19 protein-coding genes and 1 pseudogene are annotated in these 23374 nt (G+C 66.8%); 8 read left to right on the plus strand and 12 right to left on the minus strand.

Going from position 1 to position 23374, the window contains the following annotated elements:
• Positions 1–44 precede the first annotated feature (44 nt).
• Together ACV229_RS00065 and ACV229_RS00070 are read right to left on the minus strand one after the other, a co-directional pair.
• The gene (locus ACV229_RS00065) at positions 45–1787 is read right to left on the minus strand and encodes a tetratricopeptide repeat protein (protein WP_448081074.1); all 1743 of its coding nucleotides are present in this window, start codon (positions 1785–1787) and stop codon (positions 45–47) included.
• A 252-nt stretch (positions 1788–2039) separates the two neighbouring features.
• Entirely contained in the window at positions 2040–4013 is a 1974-nt protein-coding gene (locus ACV229_RS00070; protein WP_448081544.1) for an alkaline phosphatase family protein, read from the minus strand.
• 531 nt (positions 4014–4544) lie between these two features.
• On the opposite strand from ACV229_RS00070, the pseudogene ACV229_RS00075 reads away from it, so the two are divergent.
• The 7 genes and pseudogenes from ACV229_RS00075 to ACV229_RS00105 all read left to right on the plus strand — a co-directional run.
• Positions 4545–4805: pseudogene (locus ACV229_RS00075) on the plus strand (DUF1800 domain-containing protein); the annotation flags it as partial.
• Between the two features lie 1269 nt (positions 4806–6074).
• Positions 6075–6686: a c-type cytochrome gene (locus ACV229_RS00080; protein ID WP_448081545.1), complete on the plus strand. Its 612-nt coding sequence runs from the start codon at positions 6075–6077 to the stop codon at positions 6684–6686.
• Positions 6687–6747: 61 nt separating this feature from the next.
• Positions 6748–8007, plus strand: coding sequence for a c-type cytochrome (locus ACV229_RS00085; protein WP_448081546.1), 1260 nt, complete (start codon positions 6748–6750; stop codon positions 8005–8007).
• Between the two features lie 10 nt (positions 8008–8017).
• A complete protein-coding gene (locus tag ACV229_RS00090) occupies positions 8018–8197 on the plus strand; it encodes a hypothetical protein (RefSeq protein ID WP_448081547.1) in 180 nt (59 codons plus the stop codon).
• 11 nt (positions 8198–8208) lie between these two features.
• Positions 8209–8778, plus strand: coding sequence for a cytochrome C oxidase subunit II (locus tag ACV229_RS00095; protein ID WP_448081075.1), 570 nt, complete (start codon positions 8209–8211; stop codon positions 8776–8778).
• Positions 8768–10393: a b(o/a)3-type cytochrome-c oxidase subunit 1 gene (locus ACV229_RS00100; RefSeq protein ID WP_448081076.1), complete on the plus strand. Its 1626-nt coding sequence runs from the start codon at positions 8768–8770 to the stop codon at positions 10391–10393. Before ACV229_RS00095 ends, ACV229_RS00100 begins: the two co-directional genes overlap by 11 nt.
• The gene (locus ACV229_RS00105) at positions 10390–11187 is read left to right on the plus strand and encodes a c-type cytochrome (RefSeq protein WP_448081077.1); all 798 of its coding nucleotides are present in this window, start codon (positions 10390–10392) and stop codon (positions 11185–11187) included. The genes ACV229_RS00100 and ACV229_RS00105 overlap by 4 nt, the downstream gene beginning before the upstream one ends.
• Before the next feature lie 71 nt (positions 11188–11258).
• Here the strand turns inward: ACV229_RS00105 and ACV229_RS00110 are convergent, their stop codons facing one another.
• The 6 genes from ACV229_RS00110 to ACV229_RS00135 all read right to left on the minus strand — a co-directional run bounded on the left by ACV229_RS00110 (position 11259) and on the right by ACV229_RS00135 (position 18932).
• The gene (locus ACV229_RS00110) at positions 11259–12452 is read right to left on the minus strand and encodes a tyrosine-type recombinase/integrase (RefSeq protein WP_448081078.1); all 1194 of its coding nucleotides are present in this window, start codon (positions 12450–12452) and stop codon (positions 11259–11261) included.
• Positions 12453–12462: 10 nt separating this feature from the next.
• The gene (gene mdtD, locus ACV229_RS00115; RefSeq protein ID WP_448081079.1) at positions 12463–13851 is read right to left on the minus strand and encodes a multidrug transporter subunit MdtD; all 1389 of its coding nucleotides are present in this window, start codon (positions 13849–13851) and stop codon (positions 12463–12465) included.
• Positions 13852–14300: 449 nt separating this feature from the next.
• Positions 14301–16415 carry a phosphocholine-specific phospholipase C gene (locus ACV229_RS00120; protein ID WP_448081080.1) on the minus strand — a complete coding sequence of 705 codons (2115 nt, stop codon included), beginning with the start codon at positions 16413–16415 and terminating at the stop codon, positions 14301–14303.
• A 42-nt stretch (positions 16416–16457) separates the two neighbouring features.
• Positions 16458–16643, minus strand: coding sequence for a hypothetical protein (locus ACV229_RS00125; RefSeq protein ID WP_448081081.1), 186 nt, complete (start codon positions 16641–16643; stop codon positions 16458–16460).
• Between the two features lie 246 nt (positions 16644–16889).
• Positions 16890–17654, minus strand: coding sequence for a 2-keto-4-pentenoate hydratase (locus ACV229_RS00130; RefSeq protein WP_448081082.1), 765 nt, complete (start codon positions 17652–17654; stop codon positions 16890–16892).
• Between the two features lie 159 nt (positions 17655–17813).
• Positions 17814–18932 carry an alkene reductase gene (locus ACV229_RS00135; RefSeq protein WP_448081083.1) on the minus strand — a complete coding sequence of 373 codons (1119 nt, stop codon included), beginning with the start codon at positions 18930–18932 and terminating at the stop codon, positions 17814–17816.
• A 274-nt stretch (positions 18933–19206) separates the two neighbouring features.
• Here ACV229_RS00135 and ACV229_RS00140 point away from each other — a divergent pair, with 274 nt between their 5' ends.
• The gene (locus tag ACV229_RS00140; RefSeq protein ID WP_448081084.1) at positions 19207–20187 is read left to right on the plus strand and encodes a cupin domain-containing protein; all 981 of its coding nucleotides are present in this window, start codon (positions 19207–19209) and stop codon (positions 20185–20187) included.
• A gap of 123 nt (positions 20188–20310) precedes the next feature.
• On the opposite strand, the gene ACV229_RS00145 is transcribed toward ACV229_RS00140, so the two are convergent.
• The 4 genes from ACV229_RS00145 to ACV229_RS00160 form a co-directional block, all read right to left on the minus strand.
• Entirely contained in the window at positions 20311–21060 is a 750-nt protein-coding gene (locus tag ACV229_RS00145) for an SDR family NAD(P)-dependent oxidoreductase (RefSeq protein WP_448081085.1), read from the minus strand.
• Between the two features lie 35 nt (positions 21061–21095).
• Positions 21096–21812 (minus strand): SDR family oxidoreductase, encoded by a 717-nt coding sequence (locus ACV229_RS00150; protein WP_448081086.1) that lies wholly within the window; start codon positions 21810–21812, stop codon positions 21096–21098.
• A 73-nt stretch (positions 21813–21885) separates the two neighbouring features.
• Positions 21886–22554 (minus strand): peroxiredoxin-like family protein, encoded by a 669-nt coding sequence (locus tag ACV229_RS00155; RefSeq protein ID WP_448081087.1) that lies wholly within the window; start codon positions 22552–22554, stop codon positions 21886–21888.
• Between the two features lie 205 nt (positions 22555–22759).
• A complete protein-coding gene (locus ACV229_RS00160) occupies positions 22760–23299 on the minus strand; it encodes a carboxymuconolactone decarboxylase family protein (protein WP_448081088.1) in 540 nt (179 codons plus the stop codon).
• Positions 23300–23374 lie beyond the last annotated feature (75 nt).

Raw genomic sequence — 23374 nt, forward strand, 5'->3', positions numbered from 1 at the left:
CGCCTTTCGATTTTGAAGGGGAGATCGGCGGCTTGTCTCGCGACCTATTGCGCCCGCGTCGAATCCATCAGCTCGTCGGCCTCGCGTTTCATTTCGTCGCCTTCGGCCGAACGTTGCGTATGGCTGAGCAGCGTGGCCAGGTTTCGCAACGTGCGTGCTTCATCCTGCCGCCAGGTCAACGGATCGTCGTGCGCGAGCTGGCGGTACAGGTCCAGCGCACGGCGCCACGCGTCTTCCGCTTCGCGCGGCCTGCCCGTGCGGCTGTAGAGCACGCCCAGATTGTTCAGTATTCGCGCCTCGTCAGGCTGATACTCGGCGGGCGCATTGCGCGACAGCGCGTGAACGATCTGCAGCGCTTGCCGATACGCGTGCAGTGCGTTGGCCGGCTGCCGTTCGATGCGGTACAGCACGCCCAGATTGCCGAGCGTGCGCGCGAGGTCGGGTTGGTAGAGCGCGGGGTTTTCGCGGGCGAGTTGTTCGCGGATCGTCAGCGCTTCCCGGTACGCATGCTCCGCGTCCGGCAGCCGCGCGCTTGCGCTGTAGAAGTTCCCGAGGTTGTTCAGCGTGCGTGCAAGTGCCGGACGCCAGGCGGCGGGATTGTCATGGGCGAGGGCGCGCTGGATGTCGAGCGCTTCGCGATAGGCGAGTTCCGCGTCATGCGTGCGCTGTGTCGCGCTGTAGACGATGCCGAGATCGTTGAGCGTCATCGCGACCGCGGGCCGGTACATCACCGGGTCCTGTCGGGCCAGCGCGCGGTCGAGTGCGAGGGCTTCGCGCCACGCGTCCGCCGCCTCCTGCAGACGTTGCGTGTCGCGGTACAACGTGGCGAGGTCGTCGAAGGTGTGTGCCAACGCGGGATCGTAGGCCGAAGCGTTCACGCGCGCGAGCGCCCAGTAGATTTCGAGCGCATGCAGCCATGCGGCTTCGGCCGCCTTCTGCTGCTGCCGCATCACGTACAGACTGCCAAGCTGGCCGAGCGTACGCGCGATCGCGGGCTGCCACTCGGCGGGCTTCTGCTGCGCAAGCGTCCGATACCGGGTCAGCAGCGCGCGATACACCGGCTCCGCACGCTCGGCCTCCCGCTGCTCCAGCAGCGTGTCGGCGTATGCGGTGGCGATGTCCGCATCGTCGGGTTGCAGTGCATGGGCTTTCTCCAGGTACGGCAGCGCGTTCCATGGCATGAAGCGAAGCAGTTCGATGCTCGCCGCTTCGTAATTGCGCGTGGCGGCTGGCTGGGCGGAGCCGGGTACGCCGGCAGCGAGCCGCGTGAGCAGGGCAGATGCGACATCCAGATCGAGGCGCCTTGCGGTTTCGTCGAGCTGCTGTTCAGCGGGATCCGCGCTGTGCGTGATCGACAACCTGCGCAGCAGATCTTCGTAGCGTGCACGCCATTTCGAGGCTTCGGCAGTCGCGTCGATTTCGGGGCGCGTCCGGATCTGCGAGGCGAGGCTTTCGAAGAGGGTTTCGAGGTTGACGAGCGCGGCGTCGTTTGCGTGCTCGCCGTGACCTGACTGCGAGAAGACCGCGTGCAGCATCACGTTGGCCGCTGTCGCCAGCGCAACCCGTTGCGCGGCGGAGAGTCCATCGCGCTTTACCTCGCGGTTCAGGCGTTCGGTGACGCGCGCGAGCGCCGGCGCGGAGACCGCGCAGCGGGTCCGCATTTCAAGCCCGTGCTGGACCTCGACCTCGGAGAACGACGGCGCACAGGCATTCGCCACTTCCGCAGCGGTACATGCCGCGGACAGCGCGGCCATCGCGATGCCGGACAGGATCTTGCCCGCACTCATTTCCGGTCAGGTCTGCAGGGTCGCAGACATAGCGTTGCGCGGCGCATCGCTTCGTCTGGAACGCCGCGATGCCATCGCGTGTACTTATTCTAATGAATACCGTCGAATGATTTCTGCCGTTCGCCGCGGGCTTCGGCGAACGGCAGCTTTCGAGGCCGAGCGGCCCGGCGACGGCAATTCGCGCGCTGCTGCATGCAGCGCACGAGCCGTCGTCAACGCAGGGAACCCGCCGGATCCGCTGCGCGCAGCGTGCTAGTTGTCGCTGTTGTCGTCGTCCCCATGATGGTCGTGGTCGCGATGATGGAAGCGGAACGCCTTGAACAGATCGCCGATTGCGGGTGCGTTGACGGGCACATACGGTTGCGAGGACATCTGCACCGGATTCGGAAGATTGTCGCGGCTGCGCGATGTGATCGGGTCGAGCGACCAGTTGCGTTCGATGAACTTGAGGATCGACACGTGATCGTCGTACTCGTGCACGACGCGTCCGCCTTGCGAATAAGGCGACACGACGATCAGAGGAATGCGCGAACCGTCGCCGAAAAAGTCCACCGGCTGGATGTAGCCCGAGTCATAGTAGCCGCCGCCTTCGTCGTTCGTGATGAAGATCGCCGTCGATTCCCACAGCTCCGGGTGGCTCTGGACCGAGTCGACGATCTTGCGCACGAACCCTTCGAACAGGCCGTACTTCGACGACGCCGGGTGTCCGTCGAGGTTGCCGCCCGGCTTGACGAACGACACCGCCGGCAACTTGCCATTGGCAATATCTGCATAGAGGTCCGTCGTGTCCTTGAAGTGCCTATCGACGGTCTTCTTGTTCGTCATGATCGCCGTTTCGTAAAGGAACGGGTTGCAGATGTTGCAGTAGACGCTTGCGCCGCTGATTGTCGGGTCCGAACTCTTGAACGTGTTCCAGCCTTCGCCGTAGTACTTCCAGGAGATGTGATTCTCCAGCAGCGAGTCGGCAATGGTGCGCACCGGCGACGGCGGAATCGTGAACGTGCTCGTGTTGAGCGAGCCGTCACCGTTATAGCCCGGGTTGTAATTGTTCAGCAGGTAGTACGTGTTCGCCGCGCAGTTCGGGCTCGGGTGATACGGCAGATTGCCGAGATAGCCGACGATCGCGTCGACGCCCGGTTGCGTGGCGTCCGAGCACTTGCTGTACGAACCGCCCGAGTAGCCGTCTTGTGCATACCAGTTGTTCGTACCGGAGGATTTCGGACGCGGATCTTCGATTTCGTTGGTCGGCGGTACCGCGGGCTGCCCTTGGGTGTCCGTGAAGTAGAGCGCGTCGGCCGTGCCCAGCATGATGCTGTTCGCACCCGTGCCGCCCATCACCGGCTGGTGATAGTTGTCGCTGATCGTGTATTTCTGCGCGAGTGCCTTGAAATACGGCATGTCCTTGCCGTTGTTCACGTTGTAGAAACCGAGCGCGGTCGAGCCTTCATTGGTCGTCTGGTCAGTGAACGGCGATGGCCGTGCGTTGCCGTTGGAGCCCGCGCCGATCGTCGTCTCGACCCAGACGAACAGATCGCCGAGACAGCCGCTCGGATTGTCGGTGCTGTAATGGGCGATGCTGCAGTCCGCCTGCTGCCAGGCCTGATAAAACCGGTGTACGGGGCTCGCCATGTACTGGTCATAGTCGGGGCCGACACGTGATATCTGATAGGGTCCGTTCGGCAGTACATACGTGTACGGATTGAAGCGGGTATCGACCACTTTCTGTTGCAGGTTCGTCGCGCCCGTGGTCAGTTGCACAAGGTCTTGCGATTCCAGCGCATTGCCTTCGGCGGCGATCGCCTCCGCGAGCGTCTTGAACGGCGGGCTCGTATCGCTTGTCGCAGAAGGCGCAGTGCCGGTATTGGGTGCGGGAAGAACGCTATAAGGCAACTTTCCGCCGGGGCTGAGCTCGAAATGCAGCGGATCGGTCGCAGTCGCAGTGTATTGCGCGGCATCGGAGAAGTGGGGCCCGGCGCTGCCGTCGTCCTTGATGATGCCCTTGGACAGCAGGTTCGATACGGTTTGCCCGTTACCGGGCTTGTATGCGCCAAACACCTGATCGAAGGTGCGGTTTTCCCCGACGATCACGATCACGTGCTTGATCGGCGAGACCGTGCGTCCGGTCCCGTCTTCATCATGGCGTGACTCGCTTTCGGCAAGGGACGCGAACACTGTGCTCGCGAGCACCAGCGCGACTCCGGTACCGGCCAACGCGACACGGTGCATTGTCCTTCTCCTCGATTCTTCTTTCGTTCGCTTCATGACAATCTCCTTGGAAAGGCCGCACCTTCTACTGCAGGTGCGGAGACCTCGACGTGCAGCGACTGCGCTGCAGGCTCGGTGATGGATTGCCTATTACCGAGCGTTACGTGAACATAGCGACCGTGTGTGACGAACGAGGGACGCGTGCATGTCACTGTCGAGGCGATTGAATGAATAAGAAGAATCGCGTTCATACCGTATGACGCATGAAGGAGAGCGAAGCAATTTGATCGGATCTGTATCGGGCGTTCTTGTGCAAAATCGGGAATACGTGCCGATTCGGCCGAGAGGTCTGGACAATATTTCCGACGTTCGGTTGGGCGCAGAATGCATCACCGATGTCGTCGATAAAATGGACGCCTTACGATTCGATGACGGCAAGCGCGTCGAACATCGAGGCGTGTCGTGCGATGAATCAAAGAAATTTGTCGGCCCCGCGACGGATTTCCCGGCGACCCGCGTTAAACGTAAATGCGCAACGCGAGAGAGCCTGTCATGGATCAACCGAACGACGCCACTCCGGCCGCCATTGCGCTGAACTGCTTCGGTCTCGGCGCACGCGCCGACGATTCGCCGCCCGCCGACCCGAAAGCGTCGCTGCTCGCGCAGTTTTCCCGCTACGAAGCGCCGCCGGACGCATGGGCCGGTGAACCGGACGCGGTGGAGCTAGCCACGCGTTTCGCTGGTGCACGCTATGCAGAACGCGGGGCTCGCGAATCAGCTCAAGGCGCTCGAAACGATGTCATCGATCAGTGGGAATCCACCGATCCGCGTCACCCCACGAGATGGAAACCGATACTCGGCCGGCCCAACCGAGTGCCGTCAACGAACGCCTGAACACGACGGTTATCTCGATTTTGCGCGTGACATGTCGAAAGGCGGGCCCGTGATTTCCATGAGAATTTCATCAAAACCATGAGAAATTCCATATTTACTGTAAGTTCTCCTGCAGATAGAGTGCGTTGTCGGCGCTGAATGTGAGGACAGATGCGGCCGACCGGAGTCAATTTTTTCAGGAGATTGAATAAATACGTGAGCTTAAACAGAATGATTTGAAAATAGTCAGCGGTGCCTTTTCGTGTGAACTGAATCCGGCGCCCATCAATTGGGCGGCGGTTGGTGGTGCCGCCCTGGTGGGCGCCACTCGTGGCCCGCAATCAGCGCTTTTGAGTGCCGCAGGCGCTTTCCTCGGGCAGGCATGGATCTGTAAGTTGTGAAGATTGATTGGCTATTTTTCCTCTCTGGAGTGCGCGGGCATGTTTGAATGCTCGCGCACTGGAATTTTAAATGCATTGAAGTGTCGGGAGTCGTCATGCGCTTTCGTGATTCGCGAAGACCCGTTATGAAGTTTTTGATGTACGGTATTTACCCCGAGCGATTCAGCAAAGAATATGGTGATGGATGGTTTGCCATCTTGGTGGGTGCCTTTGGAAGAACACTCCCGATGTCGGTTGGGTTGGCAGCGTTGACCTGTGTCGTGGCGCCTGGCGTACTCACTACGGGGCGTCTGGCATTTACGTCGGCGATTCTTTTCGCATACAACGCATTTCTGGAATGGCATTTGATTCGACGTTCTCGACGCGAAGGGGAGTAGCCGGCGATGCGGATGCGCCGCGGCGGATGGCCGGCCTGGTGCGCACGTCGGCAGACGCCCGCTCGCGACGGCCCGCCGCGATCCGAATGACCGGCGTGTTGCCGTTCGACGCGCGACGGCCGGCGCGGTCCGCGCGCGGGCAAGCAGGCCGTTTCCTTGAAAAGGGCGCGATTAAGCTCTAGTGTTATACACACTGCGTCGCCCGCGCGTGGCGCCGGACGCAGGATCACGGAGTCGGGTGCCGCGATCATGCCCGCGTGCCGTGCGCATGATCGTCGAGCGCGACAGGGTCGCTCCCCACGACAAGTCGAACGAGGACGCCGGTGACGTATCGCATCGCCTTGCTCATCGCCGTGTTGGTTGCGCCGTGCCTGCGCTGGAGCGCGCCTGCATGGGCCGCCGGGCCGGCCACCGCCCCGGCGCCGGACACGATGGAGGCGCGCGTGATGGGCTGCGCCGCCTGCCACGGCGCGCACGGCGAGGGCACCGACAACGACTATTTCCCGCGGCTCGCCGGCAAGCCCGCCGGCTATCTGTACCGGCAACTGCGCGCGTTCCGCGACGGCGGGCGCAAGTATCCGCCGATGAACTACCTGCTCGCGTACCTTCCCGACGCGTACCTGCGCCAGATCGCCGACCATTTCGCTGCGCAGCATCCGCCGTTTCCGCCGCCTGCGGCGCCCGTCGCCGATGCGCAGGTGCTCGCGCACGGCAAGGCGCTCGTCACCGACGGCGATCATGCGCGCGGCGTGCCCGCGTGCGCGACGTGCCACGGCCGCGAGCTGACCGGCATGGCGCCCGCGATCCCCGGCCTGCTCGGGCTGCACGCGACGTACATCAGCGCGCAGCTCGGCGCATGGCGCTACGGCACGCGCCGTGCGGCGGCGCCGGACTGCATGCACGACATCGCGACGCGGCTGTCCGAAAGCGACATCACCGCGGTCGCCGCATGGCTCGCCGCGCAGCCGGCGCCGGCGGACGCGACGCCGGTGGCGGAAGACCGGTCGAGATTGCCGCTCGCGTGCGGCAGCGTGTCCAACTAGCCGGAGACGCGCCGTGACCCGCCTGCGATTCCTCGACACGTTCGCGATCCTGCTGGCCGGGATGACGATTGCGCCGGCCGGCGCACAGGTCGGCGCGCCGGCCGCCGCCGAGGTCGCGCAGGTTGCCGATCCGGCCTTGCCGACCGACCGCGCGCAACTGCTCGCACGCGGCGAGTACCTGGCCCGGGCGGGCGACTGCATCGCGTGCCACACGGTGCCGTCCGGCAAGCTGTTCGGCGGCGGCCGGCCGATGGAGACACCGTTCGGCACGCTCTATTCGTCGAACATCTCGTCGGACAAGGCGACGGGCATCGGCGCATGGAGCGCCGACGACTTCTACCGGGTGATGCACGAAGGCAAGTCGCGCGACGGGTCGTACCTGTATCCGGCGATGCCGTTCGCGTCGTACACAAAGGTCACGCGCGCGGACTCCGACGCGATCTTCGCGTACCTGCTGTCGGTGCCGCCGATCCACCAGCCGAACCGGCCGCACGAGCTGGGCTTCCCGTTCAACCAGCGTCACTTGCTGCTCGGCTGGCGCACGCTGTTCTTCCGCCAGGGCGAGTTCAAGCCCGACCCCGCGCAATCCGCGGAATGGAACCGCGGCGCCTATCTCGTCGAAGGGCTCGGCCATTGCACGATGTGCCATACCGAGATCAACGCGCTCGGCGGCAACACGCGGTCGAAGGAGTTTCAGGGCGGCCTGATCCCGCTGCAGGAGTGGTACGCGCCGTCGCTGACGTCGAACCGCGAGGCCGGGCTCGGCGAATGGAGCATCGGCGACATCGTCGACCTGCTTAACGCGGGGGTGTCGAACCGCGGCGCGGTCTACGGGCCGATGGCCGAGGTCGTCTACGACAGCTTCCAGTATCTGAACGAGGACGACGTTCGCGCCGTCGCGGTTTACCTGAAATCGCTGCCCGGGCGCTCCGGCGAAATCGACACCGCGCCGCCGCCGCCGACGGTGACCGAGGAGACCAACCGGCTGGCACCGCTCGGGCGCAAGATCTACGAAGCGCAATGTGCGCTGTGCCATGCGAAGGAAGGGCAGGGCATGCCGCCGCATTTCCCGCCGCTCGCGAACAACCAGTCGATCCAGATGACGTCGGCGGTCAATCCGATCCGCATGGTGCTGAACGGCGGCTATGCGCCCGGCACGCGCAAGAATCCGATGCCGTACGGGATGCCGCCGTTCGCGCAGGCGCTGTCGGATGAGGAGGTCGCGGCGGTCGTCACGTTCATCCGCACCGCGTGGGGCAATCACGGCAAGCCGGTGAGCGCGAAGGAAGTCAACGCGCTGCGTTCGGCGCCGATCTTCTGAGGACACGATGATGCATACGCCCGCGTCGCCCGACGGCGCCTCCGAACAGGAATCCGAACGCGTCGACGAGATCGTGCGGCATGGCCCGCGCGGCGCGATCGCGCTGGCGGGCACCGCGACCGCGATCGTCGTCGCGATCTGGTTCGCGTTCTATTTCCTGGTGTTCCTGCCGCGCGGCGTCATCCAGTAACGTGGGTCATCATGACGAACTCATCCGCTCAGCACCGTTCCGACTCCGCCGAAGTCGCCGCCCGCGTCGAGCGGCGCTGGGCGGCCGTGATGCTGGGCATCGTCGCGGTATTCGTCTGCGTGGTCATCTTCACCGGCCTGCATTGGGCGATGATGCCGCCGTCACGCGTCGAGACGATCCGGCCAGAGTCGCTGCACGTGTCGGGCGAATTCGTCGAAAGCAACCTCGGCAGCGCGCTCGAGCCGGACGGCTCGGTGACCGTGCGCATCGTCGCGCAGCAGTATTCGTTCACGCCGCAGTGCGTGCTGGTGCCGGCCGATACGCCGATCACGTTCCGCGCGACGAGCGCGGATGTCGTGCACGGCTTCCTCGTGACGGACACGAACATCAACTCGATGGTCGAGCCCGGCTACATCGCGACGTTTCGCACACGCTTTCCCGAAGCCGCCGATCACACGATGCCGTGCCACGAGTATTGCGGCACCGGGCATCAGGGCATGTGGGCGCACGTGAAGGTCGTCGACAAGGCCGCGTTCCAGCAGATGGCCGCCCATTCGCGGAGACTGAGCTGTGTTAAATAGCAAACGCCTCGTGCTCGCGCATTTCTGGCTCGCGTTCATCACGTTCGGCGTCGCGCTGCCGCTCGGCGCGTGGCAGATGATCGTGCGCAGTCCGCTGCATGCGTGGCTGCGCGATCCCGAGCTCTACTATCGATCGGTGACCGAGCACGGCACGGTGATGGGCTACGTGTTTCCGACGCTCATCGCGATGGGGTTCGGCTACGCGGTCGCGGAGCTCGCGCTGAAGCGTCCGCTCGTCGGCGTGCGCTGGGCCTGGGGCGGGCTCGCGCTGGTCGCGCTCGGCGCCGTGGCGGCGAGCGTGCCGGTGGCGATGGGGCGCGCATCGGTGCTGTATACGTTCTATCCGCCGATGATCGGCAATGCGTTCTACTACATCGGCGTCGTGCTGGTCGTCGTCGGATCGTGGATCTGGGTCGCGCTGATGTCGATCAATCTCGCCGCATGGAAGCGCGCTCATCCCGGCGAGACGGTGCCGCTCGCGATGTTCGCGAGCGTGGCCGGTGCGTATCTGTGGGGCTGGACCGCCGTCGGCGCGGCGCTCGAGGTGATCTTCCAGATCCTGCCGGTGGCGCTCGGCTGGCGCACGACCATCGACGCGGGGCTCGCGCGCGTGTTCTTCTCGTGGACGCTGCACGCGATCGTCTACTTCTGGCTGATGCCCGCGTATATCGCGTACTACACGATCATTCCGCGCGCGATCGGCGGGCGGCTGTACAGCGATGCGATGGCGCGCATCTCGTTCATCCTGTTCCTCGTCGTGTCGATGCCGATCGGCCTGCATCACCTGTTCGTCGATCCGCAGGTCGGCGCCGGCTTCAAGTTCCTGCAGTCGGTGTTCACGTCGCTGGTCGCGGTGCCGACGCTGCTCACGGTGTTCACGATCAGCGCGTCGGTCGAGATCGCCGCGCGGCTGCGCGGCGGCAAGGGCGCTTTCGGCTGGCTGAAGGCGCTGCCGTGGGACAACCCGCAGATGCTCGCGCTCGCGTTCTCGTTCGTGATGCTCGGCTTCGGCGGCGCGGGCGGCCTCATCAACATGAGCTACCAGCTCGACGCGACGATCCACAACACGCAGTGGATCACCGGGCATTTCCACCTGATCTTCGCGGGGGCGATCGTCACGATGTATTTCGCGATCGCCTACGACCTGTGGCCGCACCTGACCGGGCGCGCGCTGACCAGCTGGCGCCTGATGCGCTGGCAGCTGTGGCTGTGGTTCATCGGCATGATCGTCACGACGTTCCCGTGGCACTGGGTCGGCATTCTCGGCATGCCGCGCCGGATGGCCTATTACGACTATGCGGATCCGGCGATTGCGGCGCAGGCCGTGTGGGTCGCGATGTCGGCGATCGGCGGGCTCATTCTCGTGGCGTCGGCGGTCCTGTTCTTCGTCGTGCTGATCCAGGGGCATCGCGCGCCGCGCAGCGAGCCGGAAGCGTACCGCTTCAGCGCACCGGTTCATGAAACGCCGACGGTGCCCGTCGCGCTGAACGGCTTCGCGCTGTGGCTCTCGCTGATGATCGGCCTCACGATCGTCAACTACGGCTATCCGATCGTGCAATTGATCGCGCGTGACGATACGTCGGTTCCGGCGATCATGATCGGAGCGCGGCGATGAGCGACGAACGCCTGTTCTCGTTGCGCAACCCGTGGTTCCGGGTCAGTGCCGGCGCGGCAGTCGGCGTCGCGCTGGTTTCTGCCGTCATCGGGTTCGTGTGGCTGCCGTCGGTGCAGCCCGATGCGCAGTTCCGGGGCGTGTGGAACGCGATCTGCAGCGCCGCTGGCGTGCCGCGCAAATGGCTTGCTGGCGGCGACGACACGGTGACGCCGGCCTATCCGGTCAGCCGTGTGGAAGTGACGCCCCAACTGCTGGCCGACGCGACGCGGCTGTCGATCGGCCGCGGCGCGACGCTGTCGCTTCGCTGCACGATGTGTCACGGCGAGAAGGGCATGAGCAACGCGAACTCGCCGAACCTGGCCGGCCAGTATGTGATCGTCACGTACAAGCAGTTGCAGGATTTCGCGAGCGGCGCGCGGCAGAACGCGGTGATGTCGCCGATGGTGCGCGGGCTCGGCGATCAGGACATGCGCGACCTGGCCGCGTATTACGCGTCGTTGGCGCGCCCGGCGCCGCAGCGCGCGGGCGATGCCGCAGCGCCGGACATCGTCGTGCACGGCGCGCCGATGCGCAACATTCCCGCTTGCGCCGCCTGTCATGGCGGGATCGACCACCAGACGGGCAGTCCGTGGCTCGGCGGCCTGCCGGCCGCGTATACGAAAGCGCAATTGCAGGACTTCGCGAGCGGCGCGCGACGCAACGACACGTCCGAACAGATGCGCAACATCGCGCGCAACATGACGCCCGATGAAATCGCGGCGGCGGCGAGCTGGTATGCGGGTGTGACGCGTTGACGCCACGCGTCTGGTCGGTACGGTGCGGTCCGCCCCGCAGGCGCGGATGGTCAGGCGCAGGCGTGCGCTGCTCACCACCCGATCCGGTGCTTCTCCTCGGTCTCGCGATGCCGCAGATCGTCGTCGGTGTGCAGGTACTGGCTCGTCGTGGTCAGCGACACGTGGCCGAGATTGTCGCGCACGATGCGCAGGTCGACCTGTCCGTCGGCCATGTGCGAACCCGCGCTGTGCCGCAGCCAGTGCGCCGAAGCCTGTTCGAGCACGCGCGCCTGCTGCTCGCCCATGTCTCCGTGCGCGCGCAGACGGTCGGCCGCCTGCCGGAACACGTTCTTCACGATCGTGTGCAGCGCCGCGCGCGTGAGCGGCTTGCGCGCCTGGCCGACCGGCAGCACGAGCGGCGTATCTTCGCCAGCGCCTGGCAGCGCGGGCAACTGATGCGCGCGCCGGTAGCGCGACAGCTCGGCCATCATCTCGTCGGTGGCCGGCACGAGCCGCTGGCGGCCGCCCTTGCCGGTCACGTCGAGCCACCAGCGGTCGCGCCCTTCGGCGTCGCGCCGGCAGAAGAACTGTCCCATCGTGTTGTCGGCCGCCTCGGTGATCCGCAGCCCGCCGAGATACAGCAGCGTGAAGAGCCAGCGTGCGCGGTCGTAGTGAAAGCGCGCACGCGCGTCGTCGCGCGGCATCGCGTCGATCGCGTCCTTGACCGACTGCCACAGCGCGGGCCCGAGATGGCGCGTGACGCGCGGCGCGGGCTTGCGCATCCGCTGGCGCGACAGCGACAACGGATTGCCGGCGAGATACCCGGCCTGCACGAGCCACGAGAACATCACGTTCAGGATCACCATCGCCTGCCGCTGGCTGGCCGCCGACAGCGGCCCGTAGAACGGCCGCCAGCGCGGGTCGCCGCGCGGATGCTTGCGTCCGCCGTTCGCGCACCACACGTCGGGCGGCGCAGGCGCGAGCAGGAAATGCCGGTAGACGATCAGGTCCTCGTGCGTCAGCGACGACAGCGGCTTGCTGCGCGCGATCACGGCCCACAGCAGCAGGCGTTCGGCTTCCTTCCGGTAGTTCTGGAACGTGGTCGGCGTATCGACGAAGCGCGCGAGCCAAGCGCGCACGGCGTCGAGGTCGTTTGCCGCGGCGATCTGCGGGTGGCCACCGCGCGAACGATTGGTGCCGGCGCGGCCATCGAGCGCGGCGGGCACGATCAGCGCGTCGATCGGAAGCGGGCGCAGCGCGGAGTCGGTCGGCACGGGCGAGGTCATGCGAACAGGATTACCGCGCCGGCCGCGACGCGATCGCTTGCTGCGGTTCGCGCACGTCGAGCCGCCGGAACACGAACGCGGACAACAACGTGACGACGCCGACGCACACGAACGCGAACATGAAGCCGTGCGACGCCGAGCCCGTGTGCGCCGAGAACAGGTTCACGAGGCCGCCGCCGATCGACACGCCGAGACCCATCGCGAGCATCTGCATCATCGTGAACAGGCTGTTGCCGCTGGCGGCGTCGGCGTGCGACAGGTCCTTCAGCGTCACGCTGTTCATCGCCGCGAACTGCATCGAGTTGGCCGCGCCGAACACGACGAGCAGTGCGCCTTCGAGCAGCGGCGACGGCTGCGCGGACACGAGCGCGAACCCTGCAATGGTCGCGCCGATGATCACCGTGTTGACGACGAGAAACGACGGATAGCCGAAGCGCTTCACGAGCGGCGCGATCTGGCGCTTCGAGCACACGCCCGCGATCGCGGCCGGCAGCAGCATCAGCCCCGAGCGCAGCGGCGTATAGCCGAGCTGCACCTGCATCAGCAGCGGCAGCATGAACGGCACCGCGCTGGTGCCGATCCGGCACAGCAGGTTGCCGAGCAGCCCGACGCCGAAGTTCGGCTCGCGGAACAGCCCGAGCCGGAACAGCGGCCGGGTGCGCGCGCGGGCATACGGCAGGTAAGCGGCCGCACTGGCGACGCCGAGCACTGCGAGGCCGGCGGACCAGCCGCCGCGATGCGCGCTCATTGGCGGATCGATCGCGAGCGACAGCGCGATCATCGCGACCGACAGCAGCGCGCAGCCGACGAAGTCGAACGGCGGCGGCTGCGTCGCCTGATCGTGCTCGAGATAGCGCTGTACGGCGACGAAGCCGATCGCGCCGACGGGCACGTTGACGAGAAACACCCAGTGCCACGACACGGCCTGCGTGAGCCAGCCGCCCATCGTCGGCCCGACGATCGGGCCGACCTGCGCGGCGATCGACACGAACGCGAGCGCCGACACGTACTGTTCACCCGGCACGTTGCGCAGCACCGCGAGCCGGCCGATCGGCAGCAGCATCGAGCCGCCGACGCCCTGCAGCGCACGGGCGGCGACGAGCTGGTCGAGCGAATGCGCAGCCGCGCAGCAGATCGACCCGAGCACGAACAGCACGATCGCGGCGGAGAACACGCGGCGCGTGCCGAAGCGGTCGGCGAGCCAGCCGGACGCGGGGGTGAGCATCGCCATCGTCAGCGTGTAGGCGACGACCACGGGCTGCATCGCGAGCGGCGACGTGTGCAGGCTCTGCGCGATCGAAGGCAGCGCGGTATTGACGATCGTCGTATCGAGCGCCTGCATGAAGAACGCCGAAGCGACGATCCACAGCAGCGCGGTGTGTGAGGAATTCCGGGGCATGACGAGGTACGGGGAAGCGCGGCGGGCCGGCCGAATGCGGCGCGCCAGACGCGGCGTCGCGGCCGGCGCGCGCGGGCCGCGGCTAACGCATCGGCGGCACCGACGGCATCGGCCGGCCCGAATGAATCTGCAGTGCCCGATGGTAACGATTCCAGCGCCTGTCGGGAAGAGGCCTCGAGGCATGAATCGACAAGCGGCGCCTCGGCGAACGGCGCGGCACGCCGCTGTTGCGCGCGTGGCGAAGCGGTTCGGCCAGCCGGCCGGCACGTTGCTCGAACTGCTGGAAAGCAGTGACCTGCGTGCCATGGACGGCGGCGTGACGCAGGCCCGTTGCGGCGCTGCGTCCATGCCGGCGCGGACAACGACGTGCCGTGGCCGCAACAACGCCGAAAGCCGCACGGGCTCAACGCATCGTGCGGCTTCCGGCAGCGGCGGCGATTCGCGTGGCGCTAGATCGCCTCGGTCACCGGCGCAATCGCGGCCGGGTCCGTGATGCCCGGCTTGCCGGTCTCGACGTGCCCCGCAATGCGGCGTACCCACTGCGCGTTTCCGGCGACCGCGAACTGCAGGTCGTACCACTGGCTGCTGCACGACAGGTCCCAGTGTGCCTCGATGCTCTGTCCGGGCGGAACCGTCAGCGTGCGCACCGGCTGGCCGTACGCGACGTCGGTCGCCGTCACCGTCAGCGGGCTCGCGCTCGCGTTCGCGATCGTCACGTAGACGTTGCCGTTCGCGACGTCGTAGCACGCGGTGATGTCAGGCTTGGCGCCCGCGTCCGCGGCCGCCGAACCCGCAAAGCGCCGGAAATAGCCGTTCGGGCCCCAGACGCTCACCAGGTACTGGCCGTTCGCGTCGAGCGCCCACGTATCGGTCAGCTGCTTGCCGGCTTCGACGGTGTAGCGGCGCGGCATCGCGGTCGGGTCGCCCGTGTACGCCCAGAAATGCGCGCCCTGCGTGCCGGTGTTCGCGAACGTCAGCGCATAGCCCTGCGCCTGAAGCTGGCCCGTGACGTGCAGTTCGTACGGCAGCGGACGCGCGGGCCGGGTGCCGGGCTCCTGCGCCGCCACGACCTGCTGCGCGGTGCTCGCGGGCGCGGTCAGCGACGTTGCGCGCGAGCATTGCATGTCGGCCTGCGCCACGTACGTCTGCGTGCTGGGCAGCGTCGGCACGGCCGGGTCCGACTTCGAGAAGTCGAACGCCGACGTCAGGTCGCCGCAGATCGCGCGGCGCCACGGCGACAGGTTGGTCTCGATCACGCCGAAACGCTTCTCGATGAATTGCAGCACCGACGTGTGATCGAAGACCTGCGAGCACACGAAGCCGCCTTTCGACCACGGCGATACGACGAACATCGGCACGCGCGGCCCGAGGCCGTACGGCAGGTTGTCGGCGGTATAGGTGCCGGCCTGCGTCGCGGTCACGACGTTGTGACGCTCGAGCGACACGTCGACCGTGCTCATGCCCGAACCCGGCAGCGTCGGCGCCTGCGGCGGCACCACGTGGTCGAAGAAGCCGTCGTTCTCGTCGTACATGATGAAGAGCGCGGTCTTGCTCCACACGTCGGGATTCGACGTCAGCGCGTCGAGAATCGTCGACAGATAGTACGCGCCGTAGAGCGGCGTGAACTTCGGGTGCTCGGAATACGCGGCGGGCGGCAGCAGCCACGACACCTGCGGCAGCGCGTTCGCCTGCACGTCGGCCTTCAGCTGCGTGAGCGAGCGCGTGCTCATTCCGCGCGTCTGCAGCGACGAACCGGCCGGCGCGTTCACGAAATTCTGGAAGCAGGCCAGCATGTTCGTGCCGTAGTTGCCGGTGAAGTTGTCGAAGCCGGTGCCTTGCTGGTAGATCTGCCACGAGATGCCGGCCTTTTCGAGCCGCTCCGGATACGTGGTCCAGCTGAAGGGCGGCAGCTTGATCTTGTCGAACTGGTTGTCGATGTAGTCGGTGTTGTCGAGCAGCGGGCCGCCGCCCGTGCCGAGCGGATCGACCATGCCCGTCATCAGGTACATCCGGTTCGGGTGCGTGTTGCCCGGAATCGAGCAGAAGTAGTTGTCGCACACCGTGAACGCATCCGCGAGCGCGTAGTGGAACGGGATGTCGTCGCGGACGTGGTAGCCCATCGTCATGTTGGTCTTCTGCGCCGCCCATTGGTCCGCGCGGCCGTTGTCGATCGCGCCGTGCGTCGTCGCCCACGTGTGCGGCAGGCCGCCGATGCACTGCGCGTTGACCGACGGATTCGTCGTGTCGTAGCGGAACGGCGCGATCACCTTCGTCGCGTCTTCCTGGCGCGACTGGAACCAGACCGGCTTGCCGTTCGGCAGCGTGACGGGGAAACGGTCGTTATAGCCGCGCACGCCGCTCAGATGCCCGAGGTAGTGATCGAACGACCGGTTTTCCTGCATGAACACGACGATGTGCTGCACGTCCTGGATCGTGCCGGTGACCGCATTCGGCTCGATCGCGAGCGCCCTGCGGATCGATTCGGGGAAGAGGGCCGTGGCCGCTGTCGCGCCGGCCAGGCCGGCGGAGAATTTCAGAAAATCGCGTCGCGAGTGGGTGACCATGTGGTTAGCGCTGAATGTAGGTTCTGGTTGGGGCGGCCGGGATCAGGACGCGGGCGGCGTGAATCCCGGCGGGCAGCGCATCTGCGCGTTGGCGACGGCGCCGCCGCCGCACATGGCCTTCGGTTGCGGCGGGGTGTCCGACGTCAGGTCGTCGCCGCAAGCGCCGAGCAGCGCGGTCAGCGCGAGCAATCCGGCGAGTGCGATGGGCCGCAGGGCCGGCGTTCGCATAGCGTTTCTCCGTGGAAAGGGGCGACGCGGACAGGGGTCCGCGCGGGCGGTATCGAACCGCCGCGGAGAATTTAGTTTCCGGTTGTTACACGCCGATGTCGCGCCGCGCCAGGCGATCGCGCGAGACAACGCGGGGCCGGCATGCGTGCGCGCGGACGTTGTGGCGGCAGGCTGGCCGATGCCGCTGCAACGAGCGCACGCCGGTGTTTCGAAGGTCGTGGCGCGCGCAATCGTCAGAAATCCGAATCAGGCGACGAACGTGACCGAGAGGCTGCCGAGCGCACCGAATCGCACGGTCAGCGCCTGATCGAGCGGCACGTCGATCGCGCCCGCATACGATCCGGTCGTGACGATCTGGCCGGCCCGCACGGCTTCGCCGCGCGCGGCGAGGAAATTGACGAGCCACACCAGCGGCTTGAACGGATGGCCATCTGGATGGCGGCCGTCGATCGACCGCGCGAGGCCCCCCTGGAACTCGAGCGCGATCGTGTCGAGCGGCGCATCCAGGCCGTAGGCCACCGCCGGCCCGACGCACAGCCCCTGGTTGAACTGGCCGTCCGCGAGCAATTCCGGCACGCTCGCGCGCGACGGATCCGCGTAGCGGCAGCCGAGCACCTCGAGCACGATGCGCACTTCGCGGATCGCGCCGCGCACGTCGTCCTCGTCATACGGACGCTCGCGCGGCGGCAGGTCGCGGTCGAGCACGAACGCGATTTCCGGTTCGATCCGCAGCGTCGGCGCATCGGCGACGACGCGCATCGGGCCGCCCGCCGGATGGATCGTCGACGCGAAGATCGGTGCGACGACGACGCGTCCAGCCGGCGGCAGCGCGCATTTCCAGCCGCCGACCGGCTCGCCCAGCAAGTCGACGACGCGGCGCTGGATCGCGAGCGCCGCGTCGATATCGTCGGGGCGGCAGTCATCGGGCAGCAGTGGGCCGGCAACGCCGGCGCGACGGGCGGCGATCAGATGGCGCGCGGCGGCATCCACGCGTTCGGGAGTGTGGGTCATGTCGTGTTTGGGGAATGTAAGGCAGACGGAGGGCGCATTCGCGAAGGAAGGCAACGGGATCGATGATAGCGCCTTCGTCGCGTATCGAGCCAGTCGCGGGCGAGGGCAGCACCGCCGGACCGGCCGCGCTGCCCTCGGTCGCCACACGCAGGAACGGCGTCACGCGGCGGACGTTTCCCGATGGAACGGATAGTCGACGTAGCCGCGTCCGTCACCGCCGTAGAACGTCGTGCGGTCGTAGCGTGTCAGCGGCGCGCCGCTCCGCAGCCGTTCCGGCAGATCGGGGTTCGAGATGAACAGGCGGCCGAACGCGATGAGATCGGCGTGACCGTCCGCGAGGATCTGCTCGACGTTGTCGCGGTTGAAACCGCCGGCGGCGACGATGGTGCCGCTGAAGCGCTTGCGCAGGTCCTTCGCCGACACATCGTGTTCGCTCGCATCCGCGTTGTCCTCGTTGCCGCGAATCCGCGGCTCGATCACGTGCAGGTACGCGAGATCGTAGTCGTTCAGGCGCTGCGCGACATACCCGAAGGTCGCATGCGGATCGCTGTCGGACATCGTGCCGTACGAACCGCTCGGGGACAGGCGCACGGCCACGCGGCCGGGCCCCCAGACGGACACCACCGCGTCGACCACGTCGAACAGGAAGCGCGCGCGGTTCTCGATCGATCCGCCGTATGCGTCGGTTCGATCGTTCGACCCGTCGAGCAGGAACTGGTCGAGCAGATAGCCGTTCGCGGCGTGCAGCTCGACGCCGTCGAACCCGGCTTCCTTCGCGAGCCGCGCACCGTGGCGGAACTGCTCGACGATGCCCGGGATTTCGTCGAGTTCGAGCGGACGCGGCTCGACGAGCTCGACCTCGGCGATCGCGCCGTTCTCGTCGCGAATGGCCGCATATTCGAGCGATCGCCGCGCCGACGGGGCGACGGGCGTCACGCCGCCCGTGTTCGCCGGATGCGCCTGGCGGCCCGCATGCCAGAGCTGCAGGAAGATGCGCGCGCCCTTCGCGTGAACCGCATCGACGACACGCCTCCAGCCGTTGACGTGCGCATCGGTATAGATTCCCGGCGCGTCGACATACGCGATCGCGAGCGGCGAGATGGCCGTCGCGTCCGTGATCAGCAGACCGCCTTCGGTCGCGCGTTGCGCGTAGTACTCGACCATCAGGTCGCCCGGCACGTTGCCCGGTTCGGTGCGCATGCGGGTCAGCGGGGCCAGCACGACACGGTGCTGGATGGCGTAAGGACCGACGTTCGTCGGCTTGAACAGCTTGCTCATGATGCCCTCCTCGGAGCGGGTGATTGAGTGGCTTCATGGTTGCCGCAAACCCCCGTCTCAAGAAGACGTGCCGGCGCAATAAAAGTCATTCCCGCGCGGAATGGCAGCGCTTGCGCGCGGGCGCACGAGCCCGATCCCGATGCACATGACCTTTGTCGTGTTGCACCAGGATCGGGTACAGGCGTTGCCCGCATCGTTCGCGAGCGATAATCCGGATCGCACCGGTTTCGCGGCAAGCGCGAGCCGGACGCCCGATCCGATTCGCCCATCGATCATGACCCTCCAATCCGACTGGCTCAGCCGCTTCATGTCCCTCGTGACGGTCACGGGAATGCTCGAAATCCGCTGCGCGTTCGGCGCGCCGTGGGCGATCGCGTATGAGCAGTCGCCGGCGCGCGAGATTCCATACCATGTCGTGCTGCGTGGCCGAGCGATCCTTGAAGACCCCGGCGACGGGACCGTTCGCGAATTGGGCAGCGGAGACATCGTGTTGCTGCCGCACGGCTCGGCGCACGTGCTGCACGACGGCAGCGGCCTGCCGCCGGTGCCGGCTGTCAAGCGTCCCGCCGGCCATGTGTTCGTCGGCGAGAACGCCGGGACAGGCGAACGGCTGGATATGTTGTGCGGACGTTTCTTCGTTGCGCCGCCGCATGACCGGCTGCTACGACGCCACCTGCCGCCCACGCTGATCGTGCGGGCGGCGGACGGGCGCGACCCCGCGCACGGACTGGCCGCGTCGTCGCGCTTGACCGCGCTGGTGGAACTCATGCGCGCGGAATCGGTGGAGTCGAATCTTGGCGGGCTGGCGATCCTGAACGCGTTGTCGTCGGCGCTGTTCGCGCTGACCTTGCGGGCGGCCAGCGAATCCGGCCAGGCGCCGACCGGCCTGCTGGCGCTGGCCGGCCATCCGCGGCTCGCGCCCGCGATCGCCGCGATGCTCGACGATCCCGCGAAGCCATGGACGCTGCCCGAACTCGCCGGCTTGTGCAGCATGTCGCGCGCGACGTTCATGCGTCATTTCCAGACGAAGCTGGGACGCTCGGCCATCGACCTGCTGACGGACATCCGGATGAGCGTGGCGGCGAACGAACTCAGGCGGCCGGCGGCGACGGCGGAGACCGTCGCGAGCACGGTCGGTTATCAGTCGGTTTCCGCGTTTCGGCGGGTGTTCACGCGCTGGATGGGGGTGACGCCGGGCGACTGGCGGCGTCAGGCGCTCGATGCCGCGCCGGATGCGGTCGAACCGGACGAGTGAGCGGAACGTGACGCCGGCCGCAGCAGGCCGCCGGCGTTCGATGCCGGAGCGGAGGCGGTCGAGCCGGACGGTTGAGCGGAACGCGGCGCCGCCGTCCGTCCGTGCGCGGCAGGCCTCCGGCGCTCACACCTGCGCGAGCCCGCCGTCGACGAACAGTTCGATGCCTGCCACATAGCTGCTGTCGTCCGACGCGAGAAAGAGCGCGGCGGCGGCCAGTTCCTCCGGCCGTCCGACACGGCCCAGCGGCGTGGCGGCCGCGAATTTCGCGCGGAGCGCGTCCGCTTCCGCAGCGGTCTTCACCTGGCTGTCGATGATCGGCGTATCGATTGCGCCTGGGCTGATCGCATTCACGCGGATCCCGCGTCCCTTGAGTTCGACGGTCCAGGTCCGGGCGAGCGAGCGGACCGCGGCCTTGGCCGCGCTGTACGTGTCGTGCGCGGCAAGGCCCATCACGCCCGCGACCGAGCTCGTCAGGATGATGCTGCTGCCGTCGCGCAGCAGCGGCAGCGCCTTTTGCACGGTGAAGATCAGGCCGCGCACGTTGACGTCGAACGTCCTGTCGTAGTGCTCGGGCGTGATCTGGTCGAGCGTCTTGTGTTCGACCGCCCCTGCATTGGCGAACAGCACGTCGATCTGCCCGCGCGTGTCGCGGACCATCGAATACAGGCGGTCGAGATCGTCGAGACGTGTGACGTCTGCGCTGACGGCCGTCACGTTGCGGCCGATGGCTGCTGCCGCCTGGTCGAGCTCGGCCTGACGCCGGCCGACGATGAAGACATGTGCGCCTTCGTCGACGAAGCGCTTCGCGGTGGCGAGACCGATGCCGCTGTTTCCGCCGGTGATGACCACGGTCTTGTCGAGCAATCTGTTCATGATGATGACCTTGCAGGTGAGTGGGTGGACCAAGATCAGAACGGCGCCTTGCCGATCGACGCACCGCCGTCGACGTAGAGCGTCTGTCCGGTGATGAAGCCGGCGTCCTCCGACAGCAGGAACGCGATCGCCGCTGCAATTTCGTCGGGCTGGCCGAAGCGCTGCATCGGCACCGCGGACAGATAGCGCCGCTCGCCGTCGCTGCCCGGTGCGTTGTTGGCCCGGAACAGTTCGGTTTCGGTGGGACCGGGCGCAACCGCATTGACCGTGATGCCGGTGCTCGCGAGTTCGAGTGCCCACGACCGCGAGAAACTGACGAGCGCGGCCTTCGCCGCCGCGTACGCGGTGCGCTGCACGATGCCGAGCACGGTGAGGCTCGAGATGTTGACGACGCGTCCCCAGCGGCGCTCGCGCATGCCGGGCAGCAGCGCCTGAACGGTCTGGAGGGCCGGGTGCAGGTTCAGCGCGAACACGTCGTCGAGATCGCCGAGCGTCACGTCGCCGAGATACCGGGGGCGAACGAGGCCGACGTTGTTCACGACGCCGTCGATCGCATGGCGCCCGGCGAGGTCTTTCAGCGCGGCCTCGGTCGCCCGGCTGTCGGCGAGATCGACGCGAACGAGTTCGCCGGGAAAGTCCGCGTCGTCGCGGGCGACGCCGATGACGCGATGGCCGGTGCGCACGAGGCGCTCGGACAGGGCGCGTCCGATGCCTTTGGTCGCGCCGGTGATCAGGAAGGTGCGTGCGGTCATGGAAAACTCCGGGGAGATCGGGAACGATCGTCCGCGCCGCCCGATGCGGCGCGGCCGTGGCCGTAGCCGCCGGTCAGACGTTGACGGCCTTTTCGAGGACCGGGAACATTTCCGACGGATCCGGGCGATGCGTGTAGTCGGGATTCACTTCGGAGTACAGCACGATGCCGTCCTGGCCGATCACGTAGCGCGCGGGCATCGGCAGCGTCCAGCTCGGGTCGTCATTGAACGCGGGCAGGTCGTTCTTCAGCATCTTGTACAGGTCGACCAGATAGTCGGGCAGGTTGAAGCGCAGGCCGAATGCCGCGCCCGTCTCGCCCTGCACGTCGCTCAGCACCGGGAAGCCCAGCTTGTTCGTGCGCACGGACTTGCGGCTGTTGACGGCGGTCTGCGGCGAAATCGCGACGACGTTCGCGCCGAGCGCCTGGAGCTGCGGCAGCGCTTCGTTCAGCGCCTGCAGCTCGAGGTTGCAGTACGGGCACCAGACGCCGCGATAGAACGTGACGACGAGCGGCCCCTTCGCGAGCAGGTCGGTCGATGACACGACGTTGCCGTCCTGGTCCTTCAGCGTGAACGTCGGCGCGCGGTCGCCGGCCTTGATCGCGCGTGCGGCCTGGCCGCTTGCGATGAGCTCGGCGGTGGCGCGCTCCATGATCGGGTGGATGTCGGGCGGCGCGTAGTACGGCGGCTTGCCTGCCTTGAAGTCGGCCTTGAATGCGTCGAGTTTGTCCTGGAGTGACATGACGGATCTCCGATGGGTAGATGGAAGCCGGGATTCCCGGCCGGCGAGCGATCGGCTCGTCGTGGAACCCATCTTCCGGAAACCCGCGCCGTGCCGGTAGCAGGCAGCGGCGAATAACTTCCATTCCAGGCAGGCATGGCGCGACTGCGCCATGCGGCGCGCCGCGCCGTCGACGCCCGATACGGACCCCGACGGCGCACGTCGCTTACTTGACCGGCGGAAAATCCACGGTCGTATCGTTGATGCGGTTGAACGTATTGGTGAAGATCGTCAGCGCGATCGCCAGCGAAATCTCCGCGAGCTGTGCGTCGGTATAGCCGGCGGCGCGGATCGCGGCGAACTCCGTGTCGGTGATCGTGCCGCTCGTGCGCTGCAGGTTCAGCACGAAGCGGATCAGCGCATCGCGCTTCGCGTCGCCGGTCGGCTGGCCCACACGGATCGCGCGCAGCGCTTCGGCGGACAGGCCGACCATCTTGCCGAGCATGTGGTGCGCGGCGACGCAATAGTCACACCCCGTATCGGTGCTGACCAGCAGCTTGATCGTCTCGAGATCCTGCTTGCTCAGTGTGCCGCCGGCGAGCGCGCCTTCGGCATTTAGCACGGCCGACAGCGCGCGCGGCGCGAGATGGCCGACAGCGGCGAACAGATTGGGGACGGCGCCGCCGGCGATCTTGCGGACCTGCGCATAGACGTCGGCAGTGGCGCCCGTGGCGGATTCGACGGCGGGGATTTCGATGCGGCTCATGGTCTTGCTCCTTGGTGGGTAGTCGATGCCCGGGGAATCGGGTGACTCCACTTTAGGTGCGTGGATTGAGCCGGG

The sequence above is a fragment of the Burkholderia sp. MR1-5-21 genome (assembly GCF_053427715.1).

What these genes read in the sequence shown, in the direction of transcription:
- ACV229_RS00065 (WP_448081074.1), bottom strand. Translation starts at nt 1,787, where the DNA reads ATGAGTGCGGGCAAGATCCTGTCCGGCATCGCGATGGCCGCGCTGTCC.
- ACV229_RS00070 (WP_448081544.1), bottom strand. Translation starts at nt 4,013, where the DNA reads ATGCACCGTGTCGCGTTGGCCGGTACCGGAGTCGCGCTGGTGCTCGCG.
- ACV229_RS00080 (WP_448081545.1), top strand. Translation starts at nt 6,075, where the DNA reads ATGGAGGCGCGCGTGATGGGCTGCGCCGCCTGCCACGGCGCGCACGGC.
- ACV229_RS00085 (WP_448081546.1), top strand. Translation starts at nt 6,748, where the DNA reads ATGACGATTGCGCCGGCCGGCGCACAGGTCGGCGCGCCGGCCGCCGCC.
- ACV229_RS00090 (WP_448081547.1), top strand. Translation starts at nt 8,018, where the DNA reads ATGCATACGCCCGCGTCGCCCGACGGCGCCTCCGAACAGGAATCCGAA.
- ACV229_RS00095 (WP_448081075.1), top strand. Translation starts at nt 8,209, where the DNA reads ATGACGAACTCATCCGCTCAGCACCGTTCCGACTCCGCCGAAGTCGCC.
- ACV229_RS00105 (WP_448081077.1), top strand. Translation starts at nt 10,390, where the DNA reads ATGAGCGACGAACGCCTGTTCTCGTTGCGCAACCCGTGGTTCCGGGTC.
- ACV229_RS00110 (WP_448081078.1), bottom strand. Translation starts at nt 12,452, where the DNA reads ATGACCTCGCCCGTGCCGACCGACTCCGCGCTGCGCCCGCTTCCGATC.
- mdtD (WP_448081079.1), bottom strand. Translation starts at nt 13,851, where the DNA reads ATGCCCCGGAATTCCTCACACACCGCGCTGCTGTGGATCGTCGCTTCG.
- ACV229_RS00120 (WP_448081080.1), bottom strand. Translation starts at nt 16,415, where the DNA reads ATGGTCACCCACTCGCGACGCGATTTTCTGAAATTCTCCGCCGGCCTG.
- ACV229_RS00125 (WP_448081081.1), bottom strand. Translation starts at nt 16,643, where the DNA reads ATGCGAACGCCGGCCCTGCGGCCCATCGCACTCGCCGGATTGCTCGCG.
- ACV229_RS00130 (WP_448081082.1), bottom strand. Translation starts at nt 17,654, where the DNA reads ATGACCCACACTCCCGAACGCGTGGATGCCGCCGCGCGCCATCTGATC.
- ACV229_RS00135 (WP_448081083.1), bottom strand. Translation starts at nt 18,932, where the DNA reads ATGAGCAAGCTGTTCAAGCCGACGAACGTCGGTCCTTACGCCATCCAG.
- ACV229_RS00140 (WP_448081084.1), top strand. Translation starts at nt 19,207, where the DNA reads ATGACCCTCCAATCCGACTGGCTCAGCCGCTTCATGTCCCTCGTGACG.
- ACV229_RS00145 (WP_448081085.1), bottom strand. Translation starts at nt 21,060, where the DNA reads ATGAACAGATTGCTCGACAAGACCGTGGTCATCACCGGCGGAAACAGC.
- ACV229_RS00150 (WP_448081086.1), bottom strand. Translation starts at nt 21,812, where the DNA reads ATGACCGCACGCACCTTCCTGATCACCGGCGCGACCAAAGGCATCGGA.
- ACV229_RS00155 (WP_448081087.1), bottom strand. Translation starts at nt 22,554, where the DNA reads ATGTCACTCCAGGACAAACTCGACGCATTCAAGGCCGACTTCAAGGCA.
- ACV229_RS00160 (WP_448081088.1), bottom strand. Translation starts at nt 23,299, where the DNA reads ATGAGCCGCATCGAAATCCCCGCCGTCGAATCCGCCACGGGCGCCACT.